This window comes from Bradyrhizobium sp. USDA 4454, from assembly GCF_054822705.1.
Window position 1 is genome coordinate 4115465 of record NZ_JBTRCN010000001.1, and the last position, 16989, is coordinate 4132453.

At 66.4% G+C, this 16989-nt stretch carries 13 protein-coding genes; 5 read left to right on the forward strand and 8 right to left on the reverse strand.

Going from position 1 to position 16989, the window contains the following annotated elements:
• Window positions 1-24: 24 nt before the first annotated feature.
• The 3 genes from ACVIW0_RS19295 to pcsA all read right to left on the reverse strand — a co-directional run bounded on the left by ACVIW0_RS19295 (window position 25) and on the right by pcsA (window position 2534).
• Window positions 25-999, reverse strand: coding sequence for a quinone oxidoreductase family protein (locus tag ACVIW0_RS19295; protein ID WP_461353749.1), 975 nt, complete (start codon window positions 997-999; stop codon window positions 25-27).
• A gap of 84 nt (window positions 1000-1083) precedes the next feature.
• Window positions 1084-1809, reverse strand: a complete 726-nt coding sequence (locus ACVIW0_RS19300) for a TerC family protein (protein ID WP_461353750.1) — start codon at window positions 1807-1809, stop codon at window positions 1084-1086.
• Window positions 1806-2534: a phosphatidylcholine synthase gene (pcsA, locus tag ACVIW0_RS19305; RefSeq protein WP_461353751.1), complete on the reverse strand. Its 729-nt coding sequence runs from the start codon at window positions 2532-2534 to the stop codon at window positions 1806-1808. The genes ACVIW0_RS19300 and pcsA overlap by 4 nt, the downstream gene beginning before the upstream one ends.
• 134 nt (window positions 2535-2668) lie before the next feature.
• Here pcsA and ACVIW0_RS19310 point away from each other — a divergent pair, with 134 nt between their 5' ends.
• Window positions 2669-3853 (forward strand): UbiH/UbiF family hydroxylase, encoded by a 1185-nt coding sequence (locus tag ACVIW0_RS19310; protein WP_461353752.1) that lies wholly within the window; start codon window positions 2669-2671, stop codon window positions 3851-3853.
• A gap of 170 nt (window positions 3854-4023) precedes the next feature.
• Here ACVIW0_RS19310 and ACVIW0_RS19315 read toward each other — a convergent pair whose 3' ends face one another.
• The gene (locus ACVIW0_RS19315; RefSeq protein ID WP_461353753.1) at window positions 4024-4977 is read right to left on the reverse strand and encodes an AEC family transporter; all 954 of its coding nucleotides are present in this window, start codon (window positions 4975-4977) and stop codon (window positions 4024-4026) included.
• Between the two features lie 121 nt (window positions 4978-5098).
• On the opposite strand from ACVIW0_RS19315, the gene hspQ reads away from it, so the two are divergent.
• Window positions 5099-5431, forward strand: a complete 333-nt coding sequence (gene hspQ, locus ACVIW0_RS19320; RefSeq protein ID WP_461353754.1) for a heat shock protein HspQ — start codon at window positions 5099-5101, stop codon at window positions 5429-5431.
• Between the two features lie 44 nt (window positions 5432-5475).
• Here hspQ and ACVIW0_RS19325 read toward each other — a convergent pair whose 3' ends face one another.
• Both ACVIW0_RS19325 and ACVIW0_RS19330 read right to left on the reverse strand, forming a co-directional pair.
• Complete coding sequence (locus ACVIW0_RS19325; protein ID WP_461353755.1) at window positions 5476-6750, reverse strand: MFS transporter; 1275 nt, start codon at window positions 6748-6750, stop codon at window positions 5476-5478.
• A gap of 347 nt (window positions 6751-7097) precedes the next feature.
• A complete protein-coding gene (locus tag ACVIW0_RS19330; RefSeq protein ID WP_461353756.1) occupies window positions 7098-7934 on the reverse strand; it encodes an invasion associated locus B family protein in 837 nt (278 codons plus the stop codon).
• Window positions 7935-8335: 401 nt separating this feature from the next.
• On the opposite strand from ACVIW0_RS19330, the gene ACVIW0_RS19335 reads away from it, so the two are divergent.
• From ACVIW0_RS19335 to ACVIW0_RS19345, 3 genes are all read left to right on the forward strand, one after another.
• On the forward strand, window positions 8336-10072 hold the full coding sequence (locus ACVIW0_RS19335; protein WP_461357372.1) for an extracellular solute-binding protein: 1737 nt from the start codon (window positions 8336-8338) through the stop codon (window positions 10070-10072).
• 18 nt (window positions 10073-10090) lie between these two features.
• Entirely contained in the window at window positions 10091-11644 is a 1554-nt protein-coding gene (locus tag ACVIW0_RS19340; protein ID WP_461353757.1) for an AMP-binding protein, read from the forward strand.
• 106 nt (window positions 11645-11750) lie between these two features.
• Window positions 11751-12977, forward strand: a complete 1227-nt coding sequence (locus ACVIW0_RS19345) for a GGDEF domain-containing protein (protein ID WP_461353758.1) — start codon at window positions 11751-11753, stop codon at window positions 12975-12977.
• Between the two features lie 121 nt (window positions 12978-13098).
• Here the strand turns inward: ACVIW0_RS19345 and mfd are convergent, their stop codons facing one another.
• Together mfd and ACVIW0_RS19355 are read right to left on the reverse strand one after the other, a co-directional pair.
• Window positions 13099-16617, reverse strand: a complete 3519-nt coding sequence (gene mfd / locus ACVIW0_RS19350; protein ID WP_461353759.1) for a transcription-repair coupling factor — start codon at window positions 16615-16617, stop codon at window positions 13099-13101.
• Entirely contained in the window at window positions 16614-16904 is a 291-nt protein-coding gene (locus tag ACVIW0_RS19355; RefSeq protein WP_461353760.1) for an FAD assembly factor SdhE, read from the reverse strand. Before ACVIW0_RS19355 ends, mfd begins: the two co-directional genes overlap by 4 nt.
• Window positions 16905-16989: the final 85 nt, after the last annotated feature.

A 16989-nucleotide genomic window follows, 5' to 3' on the forward strand; every position in this document is an offset into this window, starting at 1 on the left:
GTGCCCCGGAATGATGATGGTCTGCTACGGCCTGAGAATCGCCGCCCCCGTCGTCGCACGGCTCTCCAGGTCGGTATGCGCCTTGGCCGCATCCTTCAGCGCATAGGCATGGTTGATCGGCACGTGCAGCTTGCCGTTGATCACGGCGGCGAACAGCGTGTCGGCGCCTTCGAGCAATTCCTTGCGGGTGCCGACATAGTCGTTGAGCTTGGGCCGCGTCGCGAACAGCGAGCCGTGGTTGTTGAGCTCGGCGAGCGGGAACGGCGGCACCGGGCCCGATGCATTGCCGAACGAGACGAACAGGCCGCGCGGCCGCAGGCACGACAAGGATCCCGGAAAGGTGGTCTTGCCGACGCCGTCATAGACGACGTCGCAGAGCTCGCCGCGGCTGATCTGCTTGACGCGTTCGACGAAGTTCTCCTCGTTGTAGAGGATGACGTGGTCGCAGCCATTGGCGAGCGCGAGATCGGCCTTGGCCTTCGAGCCGACGGTGCCGATGACATGCGCGCCGAGCGCGTGGGCCCACTGGCAGGCCAGCAGTCCGATACCGCCGGCCGCAGCGTGGATCAGCACCCGATGGCCCTGCTCGACCTTGAAGGTCTTGTGCAGGAGATACCAGACCGTGAGCCCCTTGAGCATCAGCACGGCGCCCTGCTCATAGGTGATATGGTCGGGCAGTTTTACCAGTTTGTCCGCCGGGATGACCCGCTCGGAGGCGTAGCCGCCGAGGTTGTAATAGTAGGCGACGCGGTCGCCGGGATGGAAATTGGTCACGCCGGGGCCCACGGCCAAAACCTCGCCCGCGGCCTCGTTGCCGGCGATGAACGGCAGGCCGGGCGCCTTGTAGAGGCCGGTACGGAAATAGACGTCGATGAAATTCAGCCCGACCGCATGCTGGCGGATCCGGACCTCGCCGTTCCCCGGCGGGCCGACCTCGACGTCCTCATAGGTCAGGACTTCCGGGCCCCCCACCTTGTGCACGCGCACAGCCTTGGTCATGTCGTCGCTCCCCTCAGATATCAGCGCCAGGCAAGCGAATGCCAATGGCGCTGGCTTGTCAACCAAGCCGCCTGGAACTTGGATCTAGCTGGCCGCCTTCTTGCGGTTGCGCCTGGCCAGCACGTTGAATGCCTCGACCGCCGCCGAGAACGCGATTGCGAAATAGATGTAGCCGCGTGGAATGTGGAATTTGAAGCCGTCGGCCACGAGCGCCACGCCGATCAGCACGAGGAAGGCCAGCGCCAGCATCTTGGTGGTCGGATGCTCCGCGACAAACCGCGCCACCGGTCCGGACGAGATGTACATGATGGCGCAGGCGATCACGACCGCCGCGATCATGATCTCGATGTCCTGCGCCATCCCGATCGCGGTGATGATCGAGTCCAGCGAGAACACCAGGTCGATGACGATGATCTGCACGATCACCCAGAAGAACGCGTTCGGGCTCGGCTTGTCGGTCGCCTCGCCGTCACGCGCCTCGACCTCGGCGTGGATCTCGTGGGTCGCCTTGGCGATCAGGAACAGGCCGCCACCGATCAGAATGAGGTCGCGCCAGGACAGCCCGACGTTCGCGAAAGCGATCACCGGCTGGGTCAGCCCGATCAACCAGACCAGAACGCTGAGCAGGATGATGCGGAACACCAGCGCCAGCAGCAGGCCGATCTGCCGCGCGCGGTTGGCCTGCGGTTGCGGAATTCGCGAGACGAGCACCGACAGGAAGATGACGTTGTCGATGCCGAGCACGATCTCGAGCGCAGTCAGGGTCAATAGCGCAGCCCAGGCTTCCGGGCTGGTGATCAATTGCATCATGCTCTGAAGGCTTTCATCCGGCGGATCACGGTGTCGCTGCCGACGATGTAGACGGCAATGGCGCAGAGACCGAAGGTGATCGAGGGGCCGACGACGAAATCGTTGGCAAGCGTGTACATGCCGAGCAGCGCCCAGGCGCCGAGCAGCCACAGCGTCAGCCAGCGCAGCCGCACCACGCGCAACGGGTGCAGCACGTGGAACGGCGCGAAGGTCAGCGCGATCAGGATCGCGACCACGATGGTCGACAGCACCGGCGGCAGATGCAGCAGGAACAAATAGAACGCCGCCGCATTCCACAGCGCCGGAAAGCCACGAAAATGGTTGTCGTCGGATTTCATGCGGCGATCGGCGAAATACAGCGCGCTGGAGACCACGATGCCGATGCCGAGGATCGGCGCAGCCAGCGGCAGCAGCATGCCGCTCGCGGTGATCGCATAGGCCGGCACGAACACATAAGTGACGAAATCAACCACCAGGTCGAGCACCTCGCCCGACCAGTTCGGCTGCAGCCGCACCACGTCGAGCCGGCGCGCCAGCGGGCCGTCGATCCCGTCGATGATCAGCGCCACCCCGAGCCAGCCGAACATGTTGGCCCAGTGCTCGCGCACGGCTTCCAGCATCGCCAGCAGCGCGACGCCGGCGCCGAGCGCCGTGAAAATATGAACGGAGAATGCGGCGGTCCGCTTCCGTTCTGGCAACGTATCGGGCTGGCTCGAATGCTCCATCGGCGGAAGTGCTATCAGGAATCGGCGCCCTTTGCATATGCGCTGTTGCGGCGTTCGGCCGCGCAAAGCGTTGGAAACTCTTGGTGGTTAGCAATGGCTTGAAAATCGGGCCAAGCATGTCAAATGTCCCTGATATGACCGACAGCTCGCAGGATTATGACGTTATCGTAATAGGCGGCGGTCCGGCCGGTTTGACGGCCGCGATCGCGCTGGCCGACGCCGGCGCGCGGACCGCGCTGTTGGCGCGCCGCGCTCCCTATGCCGACAACCGGACCACCGCGCTGCTTGGCGGCTCGACCGAGATCCTGGAACGGCTCGACGTCTGGCGGCGCTGCAGCGACAAAGCGGCGGCGCTCAAGACCATGCGCCTGGTCGACGACACCGGCCGCCTGATCCGCGCGCCGGAGGTGCGGTTCTCCTCCGAGGAGATCGGCCGCGAGCAGTTCGGCTTCAACATCGACAACCGGTCGCTGGTCGCAGCGATCGAGGAGCGCGCCGGCGAACTGGCCGCGCTGACCCGGTTCGACGACGAGGCGGCCTCGGTGCAGCCGGGCGATGCCGCAGTCGCCGTGGCGACGCAGCAGGGCCAATCGCTCCGGGCACGGCTCGTGGTCGGCGCCGAGGGCCGCAATTCATTGTCGCGCGAGGCCGCCGGCATCGCGGTGACGAGCCGCGCGCTCGGGCAGTCCGCCCTCACCTTCAACATCACGCATAGCCGGCCGCATCAGAACATCTCGACCGAGTTTCACACCGAGCACGGCCCCTGCGTGTTCGTGCCGCTCGCCGGCAACAGAAGCAGCGTGGTCTGGGTCTCCTCGCCCAAGGAGGCCGAACGACTGAAGGCGCTCAGCGACGACGAACTATCCGTCGCGGCGGAGCGCCAGTCGCACTCGATCCTCGGGCGCGTCGAGGTCCAGGGCGGCCGTCACGTGTTTCCGCTCGCGATCGAGCGGCCGCGGCAATTTGCAAAAGACCGGATCGCGCTGGTCGGGGAATCCGCCCATGTGCTGCCGCCGATCGGCGCGCAGGGCCTCAACATGGGGCTGCGCGACGCGGCCGATATCGCCGAAATCGTGGGCCAGGCGATCGGCCGCGGCGAGGATCCCGGCGCGCCAAACGTGCTGTCGCGCTACCAGGCGGCGCGGCGTCCGGACGTTGCCAGCCGGACCTGGGCGATCGACATCGCCAACCGGTCGCTGCTCAGCGACTTCCTCGGCGTACAGACAGCGCGCGCCGCCGGCCTGCATCTGCTCGGCGCCTTCGGCCCGCTGCGGCGGCTCGCGATGCGCGAGGGCCTCGCGCCGTCCTGGCGGCGCTAGGCTACACCTCTCCCTTGGGAGAGGTCGGCGCGTAGCGCCGGGTGAGGGATTACGGTCTATCGTGGGAGTTGCGGCCCCTCACCCGATTTGCTGCGCAAATCGACCTCTCCCCAATGGGGAGAGGTGAACCGGATCCGCATCGGACCGGTTCAACTCAAGTTCGTCACGTCTTAGGGAAACACCAGCCGGCCGCTCTGGATGAACCACATCACGCTGGTCAGCGTGACCACCGAGGCGAAGGTGCCGATCAAGACCGCGACCGATGCCGGCTCGATCCAAGTGTCGTTCTGCCGCGCGATCACGAACACGTTGAGCGCCGGCGGCAGCGAGGCCATCAGCACCGCGGTCGCCGCCCAGGGCTGCGCGAACGGGCCGAACAGCAGCATCAGGGCGAAGGCCAGCAGCGGATGGATCAAGAGCTTGATCGCGACCACGCCCGGCACCTCCCACGGCACCCGCTCGAACGGCCGCAGCGCCACCGTGATGCCGAGCACGAACAGCGCCGTCGGCGCGGCCGCGTTCTCCAGGAACTGGATGGTGCGGTCGAGCGCGACCGGCATCGGGACGTGAAACGCGGCGACCAGCGCGCCGAACACCGCCGACATGATCAGCGGGTTCTGCACGATCTGCTTGAGCACCACGCCGAACGCATGCAGCAGCGAGGGATGGTCGCGGTCGGTGAGCTCGATCAGCAGCGGCACGATCGAGAACAGGAAGATGCTGTCGCAGCAGAAGATCAGCGCGGTCGGCGCCGCCGCCTTGGCGCCGAGCACGGCGAGCGCGAGGCCTGGCCCCATATAGCCGATATTGCCGTAGGCGCCCGACAGGCCGGCCAAGGTCGCCTCGCGCAGCGAGAGGCCCCCGATCAGCTTGCCCGCGACCATCGCCAGGAAAAACGCGGTCACGGTGCCGAGCGTGGTCGCGATCAGGAAAGGCGGGTTGTTCAGCTCCGCAAACGGGGTCTTGGACATGATCCCGAACAGCAGCGCCGGCAACGAAACGTAAAGCAGGAAGAAATTCATCCAGGCGAGCCCACTCTCGGGCAAACCCTTGGCTTTTCCGCACGCGTAACCGATGAAGATCAAGCCGAAATACGGCAAGGCTAGATTGAGGATATCGATCATTCTGAAAGTAGTTTCTCGGCCGGTTTTCGGGTGGTTTTTGCAGGGCTGGAATCGGTAAATCGAAGGTTAATTCGAAGCTTAGCCCCTAGCATCGGCCACAATGTTGGTCTATCGACGAACCATGATCAAAGCGCGCACCGCCAAGTTTCAGATCGGGCAGATCGTCCGTCACCGGGTGTTCTCCTTCCGGGGCGTGATTTTTGATATCGACCCGGAGTTCAACAACACCGAGGAATGGTGGCTGTCGATCCCCGAGGAGATGCGGCCGCACAAGGACCAGCCGTTCTATCATCTGCTCGCGGAAAACTCGGAGACCGAGTACGTCGCCTATGTCTCGGAGCAGAACCTGCTGCCGGACGATTCCGGCGAGCCGATCCGGCATTCGCAGGTGGCGGAGATCTTCATCAAGGACAAGTCCGGCGGCTACCGTCCGCGCAATCCCTCGCTGAACTGACGCGCCCCGGCCCTGCGAATGCTGCGGCGTTGGCACGGCCGCGTTCACACGCCCTCGCGTTTGGCCAGCGCTACCGCGATCGCCCAGACCACAAAGCCTGCCAGCGCCAGTCCTGCACCGACGAGGCCGGTCGAGGTCCAGCCATAGCCTGCCGCAACCGCCATGCCGCCGAGCCACGGGCCGAGCGCATTGGCGACATTGAAGGCGGAATGGTTGAGCGCGGCGGCAAGGCTCTGCGCCTCGCCGGCCACATCCATCAGCCGGGTCTGCAACACCGTGGCGAGCGCCCCGCCGAGCCCGATCAGGAACACGTCGGCGCTCAACGTCCAGACAGTGCCGGCCGCCAGCGGATACAGCGCCAGCGTCGCCGCCGACCACAGCAACAGCCCGCCCGCGGTCGCCATCAGCGCGCGGTCGGCGAAGCGCGGCACGATGAGGTTGCCGGCGGTGAGGCCGGCGCCGAACACGCACAGCGTGACCGGCACCAGCGCCGGCGATGTATGCGTCACCGCCAGCATGGTCGACGCCAGATAGGTGTAGACCGAGAACAGCCCGCCGAAGCCGATCGCGCCGATCCCAAGCGTCAGCCAGACATGCTTGCGCCCGAGCGCCGACAATTCGCGTAGCGGGCTCGCATTGGTGTCGGCGGCATCACGCGGGGCGAAGATCAGCACCAGGATCGCGGTCAGGAGCGCGAGGCCGGCCACGATCGCGAACGCCCAGCGCCAGCCGATCACCTGCCCCACGCCATTGGCCAGCGGCACACCGATCGTCGTCGCGATCGTGAGGCCGAGAATCACGCGGCCGACCGCCGCCGTGCGCTTGTCCATCGGCACCAGCGAGGCCGCGACCAGCATCGCAATGCCGAAATAGGCGCCGTGCGGCAGCCCCGCGAGGAAGCGCAACACCAGCATTGTGTGATAGTCCGGCGCGAGGCCGGAGAGGCCGTTCATCAGCGCGAAGAAGCCCATCAGCGCGATCAAGAGATTGCGCCGTGTCATCCGCGCCGACAGCACGGCGATGACAGGCGCGCCGACCACGACGCCGAGCGCATAGGCGCTGATCGCGTGGCCGGCCTGGGGCTCGCTGACGTTGAGATCGTGGGCGAAAAACGGCAGCAGGCTCATGGTGGCGAATTCGGCGATGCCGATCGCGAACCCACCCATCGCCAGCGCAAGATGGACGATGGCGGGATGAAAGCTGCCTGGGACGTTGTCCTGGTTGAGACGGATACCCGCATCATCCGCAGCCGCGGCGACCGGCGGCTCTGTGGGCCGGGAGACCGGTTGCCGACGCTGCGTGCTGACTTGCTGGGACATTGCGCGACTTCCATGACTGCGAATGGCGGCCAGCGGTCACGAACAACCACGCGCGTCGGCGCATCGAAGGCGCGTGTCCCGCGCTTTCGTCTGGCCTCCCGTATCGGATTTATGATTGTGCTGCGACGCCGGATTTGTCCGGACAAGACACCGGCGATAAGCGCTCACGGCGCGACGCAACCGCAGTGCCCTTCAGCCAACATCGCACACGATGCGCACGATCACCAGCGCAGCAGGCTGCCATCAGCCAGTCTGTATCGCATGACAAAAAAGGCGCCCTTGCGGGCGCCTTTTGCTTGCGACGATCTCGCGCTTTCTTGAACGCGTGATCGAAGTTCCTATCGTTTTTACTTGGTCGCCGGGTTGGCCGGCGCCGGAGCCTGCGCGGAGCCACCGCCCGCGCCTTCCAGCTTCTTGCGCTGCTCTTCGGCGCGCTTCTGCAGCTCTTCCTGCAGCTTCTTCGAGTTTTCCTCGAACACCTTCGGATCGGTCGGCGGACCGTCATAGGCCTTGGCGAATTCGGTGTTGAGCGGCAGCGGCAAGGTCAGCGGCGCGCCGTTCGAATTGATCGCCTGGACCACGAGGTTCTGGCCCTTCTTCATGTTGGCGATCAGCTCGGGGGTTGCCTCATAGTCCGACATGCAGCCGTTCTGGAAGCAGATCACATAGGGCGCCTGCTGCGGCGGGTTGTTGTCGACGATGATGCGGGTGCCGTGCACGAGCTGCATGCCGAGCGGCAGCGTGACGCGCAGGATTTTCTTCGGCTCGCCTTCCGGCTCGATGATCACGGCGGCGATCACCGGCTGGCCCGACTCGATGCGGCCGTCCTTGCCGGTGAAGCAAACCTGCTTGGCGTTGGCTTCCTGGCCCTTCAGGCAGAACTTGGTCCAGGGAGCGTAGATCAGCTGGATTTGCTGATCCTGGGGCGGCTGCTGGCCGGCGGCCGCCGCGGGCGCCTGACCCTGTGCCGGTGCCGGGGTTGCGGGTGCCTGGGCTGCCGGAGCCTTCGGAGCTGCCTTTGGTGCCGCCTTGGGCGCTGCCTTCGGTGCCGCAGGCGCCGGCGCTGCCGGCTGCTGGGCCTGAGCGGCAGGAACCAGGAGCGCTGCAGACAATGCCGTCGCCGCCATCAGGGCAACAATGCGCCCATGCGGCCGGACCGGGGCGGCCAAGATACGGAAATTCATTGCGGAAAACCCTTTCTGAACGACGGCGCCCGAAACCGCTGCAGGCGCCGACACATAGCCGCGAAACACAGCTGCTCGCGCGGCTGTCTCCTCGTCAATTGAGGCGGATACGTGACTGGCGTTCCCGCCTATCGAATTGCACGCCTTCAATACAGCGGCGCGCGGAAAGATCAATGCCGACAACCGTATTTGCGCCCATGTGGCGACGGGTTTCAGCGCCCTGTGATAAACCTCCCGGCGTGACGTTCCGCGAATCAGATCCCGCACCTCACACACCTGTTCCCGGGCGCGTCGTCCGGCTCGGCTTGGCATGCGGCTTGGCGTTTGTTTCGGCACTCGTCCTGGGTCTGCTGACGAGCGGGCTTTCCCCCGCGGCGGCGGCCGAGAGCTATGCCCTCGCGATGCATGGCGCTCCCGCGCTGCCGGCGGACTTCGCCCACCTGCCCTATGCCGATCCGGACGCCCCCAAGGGCGGCCGCCTGGTGCTGAGCCCCCGGGACGGCACGTTCGACAGCCTCAATCCCCTGATCGTCAGGGGCCTCGCCGTGCAGCAGCTCAGGGGCTACGCCTATGAGCGCGGCTATGTCTACGAAAGCCTGATGGCCCGGAACAATGACGAGCCGTTCACGCTGTACGGCCTGCTCGCCCGCAGCGTCGAGACCGACGACGCCAGAAGCTATGTGACATTCCGTATCGATCCCCGCGCGCGCTTCTCCGACGGGCACGCGGTCACGGCCGACGACGTGGTGTTCTCGCTCGAGCTGCTGCGCGATCACGGCCGTCCGCTGCATCACCAGTATTATTCGAAAGTCGCAAAGGCCGAAGTGCTCGACCCGCTCACGGTGCGGTTCGATTTCGGCGGCGTTGCGGATCGCGAATTGCCGCTAATTCTCGGCCTGATGCCGATCCTGCCGCGCCATGCCACCGATGTCGCCAAATTCGAGGAGACGACGTTGGCGCCGCCGATCGGCTCCGGTCCGTACCGCGTTGCGGACGTCAAGCCCGGCGCCAGCGTCACCTTCACCCGCAACCCCGATTACTGGGGGCGCGATTTGCCGGTGAATCGCGGCCTGTGGAATTTCGACGAGATCAGGCTCGATTACTACCGCGACGCCAATGGACAGTTCGAGGCGTTCAAGCGTGGCCTGTACGACTTCAGGACCGAGCCCGAGCCGCTGCGCTGGCACGAGGGCTATGACTTCCCGGCGATCAAGAGCGGCGACGTGATCCGCGATCCCGTCAAGATCGGCACGCCGGCACCATCAGAATATCTGGTGTTCAACACAAGGCGGCCGAAATTTGCCGACATCAGGGTGCGCCAGGCGCTGCTGATGCTGTTCGATTTCGAATGGATCAACCGCAACTACTATTTCGAACTCTATTCGCGCTCCGGCGGCTATTTCGCCGGTTCCGAATTGTCGGCCTATGGCCGCCCCGCCGACGAGCGCGAGCGCGAACTGCTCAAGCCGTACCTCTCGCACATTGCCCCCGACATCCTCGAGGGCCGCTACCGCCTTCCCGTCACCGACGGCTCGGGACGCGACCGTAGTGTGCTTCGCGATGCGCTCAAGCTCCTGGCGGACGCCGGCTATGCGCTCGACGGCACGGTGTTGAAGCAGCGGTCGACTGGGACGGCGCTGCGCTTCGAGATCATGGTCACGACCCGCGAGCATGAGCGGATCGCGCTGGCCTATCAGCGCGACCTGAAGCGGGCCGGCATCGACGCCGCGGTGCGGGTGGTCGACGCGGTGCAGTTCGAGCAGCGCCGAGTCGCCTATGATTACGACATGGTCCCAATCCGCTGGGACCAGTCGCTGTCGCCCGGCAACGAGCAGTGGTTCTACTGGGGCAGCCAGGCCGCCGACGTGCCGGGCACCAGAAACTACATGGGCGCCAAGGATCCGGCGATCGACGCCATGATCGCGGCGCTGCTGGCGGCGCGGGAGCAGCCCGCCTTCGTCTCGGCGGTGCGTGCGCTGGACCGGGCCCTGATGTCGGGCTGCTACGCTATCCCCCTATTTAATGCGGGAGAGCAATGGAACGCGCGCTGGAATCGGATAGAACGGCCTTCGACCAATGCGCTGACGGGCTACCTGCCGGAGACTTGGTGGCAGAAGCCCGGCGCGCAATCCCGATGATCGACCAGGCGATGCGGCATGACCCGGTCCGATCGAAGCGATGCAACCGACGTTGACCCTGTGAACCAGTCGATCACCTCGCCAACGCTCGATACCCTGTTCAAGCGCATCCTGGCACGGCAACCCGATGCGCTGGCACTGGTCGATCCGCTCAACAAGCAGCGCGTCACCGGCCAGACCCGCAAGCGCCTGACCTATGCCCAGGCCGACCGCGCGATCTCGGCAATCGCGGCCCACTTCGTCGAGAGCGGATTGCCGGCCAATACGGTGATCGCCGTTCAGCTACCAAGCACGATCGAGTTCGCGTTGACGGTGCTGGCCGCCCATCGCGTCGGCCTGGTGGTGGTGCCGTTGCCGCTGCTGTGGCGACAGGCCGAGCTGACGTCGGTCCTCAACCGCACCGCGGCGCGGGCGATCGTCACCTGCGCCAAGATCGACGGCGTCTCCTATGCCGACATCGCGATGAACGCCGCGGCCGAGGCGTTCTCGATCCGCCACGTCTGTGGCTTCGGCACTGACCTGCCCGAAGGCATGGCCTCGCTGGACGAAGCGATCCTGCGGGACTCCAGGACCTCGCGCCCGATGATCCAGGACGGCCGCAAGCCGGCGCTGATCTCCTTCGACGTCACCAGCGATGGCTTTCGTCCGGTGCCGCGCGCTCATTTCGGCCTGATCGCCGGCGGGCTCGCGATGTCGCTGGAAAGCGACCTGGCGCAGGGCGCCACCGTCATGGCGGCGTTGGCGCCGATGTCGTTTGCCGGCATCTGCTCCTCGCTGGTGATCTGGCTGCTGTCGGGCGGAACGCTCGTCATGCATCACCCGTTCGACGAGGACACGTTCGAGGCCCAGTTCAACGACCACGGCTGCGACACGCTGATCGCACCCGCGCAGCTCGCATTGCGGCTCGACGAGCGCGGCCTGTCGGAGCGCTTGCCCACTTTGCGCAATGTAATCGGCCTCTGGCGCACGCCGGAGCAGGTTGCCTCCAGCGCGCACTGGACCTCGCGGCGGGTGAGCATGACCGACGTCTATCTGTTCGGCGAGGCCGGGCTGTTCGGCGCCCGCCGCAACGCCCAGGACGGCGCGCCGGCCGCGATCAAGCCCGGTCCGCACAGCGCGCCGCGTGAAGCGCCCGGCGCATCGATCGCCGGCGAGATCCTGCTGACGCCGAAGGGCACGCTCGGCCTGCGCGGCCCGATGGTGCCGGTCGCGGCCTACGCGCCGCCGCCTCCGCCGGCCGACACCCTGATCGCGCCGCCGGCGCGCGATTACGTCGACACCGAATATGCCGCGCGGGTCGATCGCGTGACCGGCGCCATCAACATCACCGCCCCGCCGTCGGGGGTGATGACCGTCGGCGGCTACCGTTTCCATGCCCAGGAGTTGCAGGAATGGTCGCGCCGCCTCGGCCAGGGCGCGCTGCTGACGGCCTTGCCGGACCGACTCAGCGGCCACCGGCTGGCCGGACGGGCCCAGGACAATGCGCGGGCCCGCGACGCCCTCGCAGAACTTGGGCTTAACTTATTGATGGTCGAAGCTTTTCGCGACCGTAACGGCGCCGGAACGAGTTGAAATCTTATCATTGCGTTAGTCTTAGCATTGTGTTGACGCCGCATTAAGCCATGCCCACTAGCATCGCCGCCGTTGCTGTTCCTGAGCATTGGTTTCGAGCGTTCGAATGTCTCAACAAGGTCCGGTCCTCATCGTATCGGCGTCGGCAAAGCCGCCGTTCGCCGCCGCCCTCGATGAGACAAAGCTGTTCCCGGTCGTGGTCACCGACTGGAACGAGGTCGGACGGGCCATCGAGCAGGTCAAACCGGCGGCGATCATCGCGGCCGCCGAGGGCGTCGACTTCGTCACGCTGGCGGGGCTGGCCAAGCGCGCGGCCGCCCGCGCGCCCTATCTGCCGCTGATCGCGATCGATCCCGCGACCACCCTGCCCGACACCGTGATCGCGTTCTTCCAGAAGAAAGGGCTGCCGGACCGCCTGGTCGCCCGGCTCAACGCGTCCTTACGTGTTCGCGCGCTGCATGCGACCGTGATGCGCCGCTTGGTACCGCCAGCCCCGATCGCGATGTCCGATATCGATCCCATCGGCGAGGCCACTGCGCTGTTGATCGGCCGTGGCGGCGCCTATCCGACCCTGTCGGTCGCGCTCGGCGAACGCGCCGGCGTGGTCGGTGCCCTCAGCATCGAGGCCGCCGCCAAGCATCTCAGTAGCCGCGACATCGACGGCATCGTGCTGGCCGAAGGCTTCACGCCGCGCGTGATGGATGCGTTCCTGACCGTGCTGACCGAAGACGTCCGCTTCCGCCCGTTGCCGGTCATCGTCGCCTCGGGCGAGCTGACGCCGCGTTACGAATTGCCCAATCTCGAGATCGTCGCCGCCGGTCCGACCCGCGTCGCCGACATGGCGCTGCCGATGATCCGCCAGCACGCCTTCGAGGCGCGGCTCGGCCGCATGCTCAAGGCGATCGACGCCAAGGGCCTGCTCGATGCCCGCACCGGCCTGCTCACCAAGGCCGCGTTCGAGCGCGATTTCGCAACCGCCGTCTACCAGACCTCCGAGCGTGGCGGCGCGCTCTCGGTGGCGCGCTTCACCTTCGACACGACGCAGCCGCGCGCGCAATTCGACGGCGCGCGGATCATCAGCCGGCTGATGCGCCAGGCCGATTTCGGCGCGGTGTACGACGACCGCTCGCTCGTGGTGGCATTCGCCGGCACCGACCTGCGCAATGCCCAGGCGATCACGCGGCGCCTCGCCAGCGTGATGCGCCACACCCAGAACGGCCGCCGCGACGCGCGCGCCGAACCCGCCGTCAGCGTCGCAACGCTGATGCCGGGCGATTCCGCCCAGTCGCTGCTCGGGCGCCTGTTCGGAGCAGCGGAGCGCGCGGCGTCGTAGGTCCGCGACTTCTTCACACCGTCATTGCGAGCAAAGCGAAGCAATCCATCTCTTCGCGCGCGCGGAGGAATGGATTGCGTCGTCGTTCCGCTCCTCGCAATGACGCGGAGAGAACTGTGGCTTACGCCGCCTTCTTGCTCTCCGCGAGGTTGGCGAGCTGGCGCAGGATCTCCGTGGTGCCGGCAAGCCGTTCTTCCGGCGTGTCCCACTCCTGGAAGAACACCACCTTCATGTCGGGCCGCACCTTGGCGGCCTGGCCGTGCTGGCGGATGAACGTCACCAGCCGCTCCGGATGCGCGAAGCTGTTGTCGCGGAATGCGATAACGGCGCCCTTCGGGCCGGCATCGACCTTGCCGACATTGGCGCGGCGGCAATAGGCCTTGATCGCGGCGACCTTGAAAAGATAGCGCACCTCGTCCGGCAGCACGCCGAAGCGGTCGCGCATCTCGGCGGCGAAGGCGTCGATGTCCTCGTCGGTGTCGAGATCGGCAAGACGGCGATAGAGCGACAGCCGCACGCTGAGATCGTTGACATAGTCCTCGGGGATCAGCACCGGCATGCCGATCGTGATCTGCGGCGACCAGCGGTCGGCGGCGGGCTCGGCGACGCCGGCCTTGAGGTTGACGATCGCCTCCTCCAGCATCGACTGGTACAGCTCGAAGCCGACTTCCTTGATGTGGCCAGACTGCTCCTCGCCCAAGAGATTGCCGGCGCCGCGGATGTCGAGGTCGTGCGAGGCAAGCTGGAAGCCGGCGCCGAGCGTCTCCAGCGATTGCAGCACCTTGAGCCGCCGCTCCGCCTGCGCGGTGATCTTCTGCTGCGCCGGCAGCGTGAACAGCGCATAGGCGCGCAGCTTGGAGCGGCCGACACGGCCGCGCAGCTGATAGAGCTGGGCGAGGCCGAACATGTCGGCGCGGTGCACGATCAGCGTGTTGGCGTTCGGGATGTCGAGACCGGACTCGACGATCGTGGTCGACAGCAGTATGTCGTATTTGCCGTCGTAGAACGCGGACATGATATCCTCGATCACGGTCGGCGGCATCTGGCCGTGGGCGACGGCGACCTTCATCTCGGGCACGTTCTTGTCGAGGAAGTCCTTGACCCCGGCGAGGTCCTCGATCCGCGGCACGACGTAGAACGCCTGCCCGCCGCGGTAGCGCTCGCGCAGCAGCGCTTCGCGGATCATCAGGGGATCGTGCGGCGCGACGAAGGTGCGCACCGCGAGACGATCGACCGGCGGCGAAGCGATGATCGAAAGCTCGCGAACGCCGGTCAGCGCCAGTTGCAGCGTGCGCGGGATCGGGGTCGCCGACAGCGTCAGCACATGGACCTGGGCGCGGAGCTGCTTCAGCCGCTCCTTGTGGCTGACGCCGAAATGCTGCTCCTCGTCGACGATCAAAAGGCCGAGATCCTTGAACTTGATGGCCTTGCCGAGCAGCGCGTGGGTGCCGACGACGATGTCGACGCTGCCGTCGGCCAATCCCTTCTTGACCTGATTGAGCTCCTTGGTCGACACCAGCCGCGAGGCCTGCGCGACATTGACCGGGAAACCTTTGAAGCGCTCGGTGAAGGTCCGCGAATGCTGGCGCGCCAGCAGCGTGGTCGGCACCACGACCGCGACCTGCCTGCCTTCGAGCGCCACGGCGAACGCCGCGCGCAGCGCCACCTCGGTCTTGCCGAAGCCGACGTCGCCGCAGATCAGCCGGTCCATCGGGCGGCCGATCTCGAGGTCCTTCAAGGTCGAATTGATCGCCCCGAGCTGATCCTCAGTCTCCTCATAAGGGAAGCGCGCGCAGAACTCGTCATAGACATGCGGCTGCAGCGGGAATTTCGGCGCCTCGTGCAGCTGCCGCTCGGCGGCGATCTTGATCAGCTCGCCGGCAATCTCGCGGATGCGGTTCTTGAGCTTGGCCTTGCGTGCCTGCCAGCCGCCGCCACCGAGCCGGTCGAGCTCGACATTGGCGCTGTCGGAGCCGTAGCGCGACAGCAGCTCGATATTCTCGACCGGCAGGAACAGTTTCGTTTCCGCCGCATAATGCAGCTCGAGACAGTCATGCGGCGCGCCTGAGACTTCCAGTGTCTGGAGGCCGACAAAGCGGCCGATGCCGTGCTCGACATGCACGACGAGGTCGCCGGTCGCCAGGCTCGTCACTTCCGAGATGAAATTGTCGAGCTTGCGGCTCGCCTTGCGCGGCCGCACCAGGCGGTCGCCGAGGATGTCCTGCTCGCTGATGACGGCGAATTCGTCGGTCTCGAAGCCGGATTCCATGCCGAGCACGGCCAGCATGGTCTCGTTGCGCGGCGTCGCCTGCACGATCCGCCAGGTGTTGACGCTCGTCGTATTGAGCAGCTTGTGGTCGCGCAGCATCGCGCCCATGCGATCGCGCGAGCCCTCGCTCCACAGCGCGACGACGACCTTCTTGCGTTGCGATTGCAGTGCGCCGATATGGCCGACCACGGCCTCGAAGACGTTGACGTTGGTGTCGGCACGCTCAGGCGCGAAATTGCGGCCCTGCCGCGCGCCGGCATCGAACACGTCCGGCGAGCCCTCGGGCACCGCGAACGGCGTCAGCCGCGCCAGCGGCGCCTCGCCGAGCAGTTTTGTCCATTCGGACTCGGTCAGGTACAGTCTGTCGGGCGGCAGCGGCTTGTAGATCGCGCCGCTGCCCGGATGCTCCAGCGCCTCGCGCCGCGCGTCGTAGTAATCCGCAATCTGCGTGAAGCGTTCGCGCGCGGCGTCCTCGCCCTGCGGCTCAATCGCGACAGTCGCGCCGTCGAGATAGTCGAACAGCGTGTCCATCCGCTCCTGGAACAGCGGCAGCCAGTGCTCCATGCCGGGATGGCGCCGTCCCTCGGAGACCGCTTCATAGAGCTGGTCGTCGCGCTCCGGCGCGCCGAAGGCCGCGACGTAGCCCATGCGGAAGCGGCGGATGGTCTCGGTCGTGAGCTGGAATTCCGACACCGGCACCAGATCGAGGCCGCGCATGTCGAGGTGCGTGCGTTGGGTCTCGGAATCGAAGGTGCGGATCGATTCCAGGCTGTCGCCGAAGAAGTCGAAGCGCACCGGCTGGTCGAGGCCGGCCGGATAAAGATCGAGGATGCCGCCGCGGACGGCGTATTCGCCGGGCTCACGCACCGTGGACGAGCGGGTGTAGCCATTGTGCTCGAGCCAGGCGACGACCGAGTCCATCGGCACCACATTGCCGGGCGCGACCGACAGCGCCTGCGCGGCAACCTGATCGCGCGCCGGCACGCGCTGCACGGCGGCGTTCACGGTCGTAAGCACGATCAGCGGCTTGTCACTGCCGACGAGGCGCGAGAGCTTGGCGAGCGCGGTCAGGCGCTGCGCCAGGATGCCGGAATGCGGCGAGACGCGGTCGTAGGGCTGGCAGTCCCAGGCCGGAACCTGGATCACGGCGATATCGGGCGCGAAGAATTCCAGCGCGCGGGCGAGCTGCTGCATCCGCGCACCGTCGCGGCACACTACGGCAAGGCTGACCGCCGACCGCTTCGGCTGCGCGGCGATGGCACGCGCGAGGTCGGAGATCACGAGCCCCTCGGCGCCCTCGGCGACGTTGGCTATGGTCAGCACCCGGCCGGGCGCGAGCATCGCCGCCGGCAATTTCATCGGCTGCTTCATGCGCTGGGATCCGCGACCCGGAACGCCTTGATGCGGGCGAACAGCGCGGTGGCGTATTGGGCCGGCAGCACCTTGTCGCCGGTCAGCGCGGCATAGAGGTCGGGATCCGGCACCTCGATCAGATGCTCGAGCTCGCCGAGTTCCTGATCGGACAGGCCAGCGATCTCGGCATCGGCAAAGCGGCCGAGGATCAGGTCCATCTCCCGGGTGCCGCGGTGCCAGCAGCGAAACAAAAGCCGCTTGCGGCGGTCATCGAGCCCGCTGCTCGATCGTGTCGATCCCGTCATGTCCCAAATCCATTCGAACGCCAAAAGCCCGGACGTGCCGGGCGGGCTTGATATAGCGATGGCCATGGCCAATGTCAGCCCTCAT

Bases quoted from the DNA above. Each gene is read 5' to 3' on its own strand.
- ACVIW0_RS19345 (WP_461353758.1), top strand. From the start codon at position 11,751: ATGTCTCAACAAGGTCCGGTCCTCATCGTATCGGCGTCGGCAAAGCCG.
- ACVIW0_RS19310 (WP_461353752.1), top strand. From the start codon at position 2,669: ATGACCGACAGCTCGCAGGATTATGACGTTATCGTAATAGGCGGCGGT.
- ACVIW0_RS19325 (WP_461353755.1), bottom strand. From the start codon at position 6,750: ATGTCCCAGCAAGTCAGCACGCAGCGTCGGCAACCGGTCTCCCGGCCC.
- ACVIW0_RS19315 (WP_461353753.1), bottom strand. From the start codon at position 4,977: ATGATCGATATCCTCAATCTAGCCTTGCCGTATTTCGGCTTGATCTTC.
- ACVIW0_RS19330 (WP_461353756.1), bottom strand. From the start codon at position 7,934: ATGAATTTCCGTATCTTGGCCGCCCCGGTCCGGCCGCATGGGCGCATT.
- ACVIW0_RS19295 (WP_461353749.1), bottom strand. From the start codon at position 999: ATGACCAAGGCTGTGCGCGTGCACAAGGTGGGGGGCCCGGAAGTCCTG.
- pcsA (WP_461353751.1), bottom strand. From the start codon at position 2,534: ATGGAGCATTCGAGCCAGCCCGATACGTTGCCAGAACGGAAGCGGACC.
- ACVIW0_RS19300 (WP_461353750.1), bottom strand. From the start codon at position 1,809: ATGATGCAATTGATCACCAGCCCGGAAGCCTGGGCTGCGCTATTGACC.
- mfd (WP_461353759.1), bottom strand. From the start codon at position 16,617: ATGAAGCAGCCGATGAAATTGCCGGCGGCGATGCTCGCGCCCGGCCGG.
- ACVIW0_RS19335 (WP_461357372.1), top strand. From the start codon at position 8,336: ATGCATGGCGCTCCCGCGCTGCCGGCGGACTTCGCCCACCTGCCCTAT.
- hspQ (WP_461353754.1), top strand. From the start codon at position 5,099: ATGATCAAAGCGCGCACCGCCAAGTTTCAGATCGGGCAGATCGTCCGT.
- ACVIW0_RS19340 (WP_461353757.1), top strand. From the start codon at position 10,091: ATGACCCGGTCCGATCGAAGCGATGCAACCGACGTTGACCCTGTGAAC.
- ACVIW0_RS19355 (WP_461353760.1), bottom strand. From the start codon at position 16,904: ATGACGGGATCGACACGATCGAGCAGCGGGCTCGATGACCGCCGCAAG.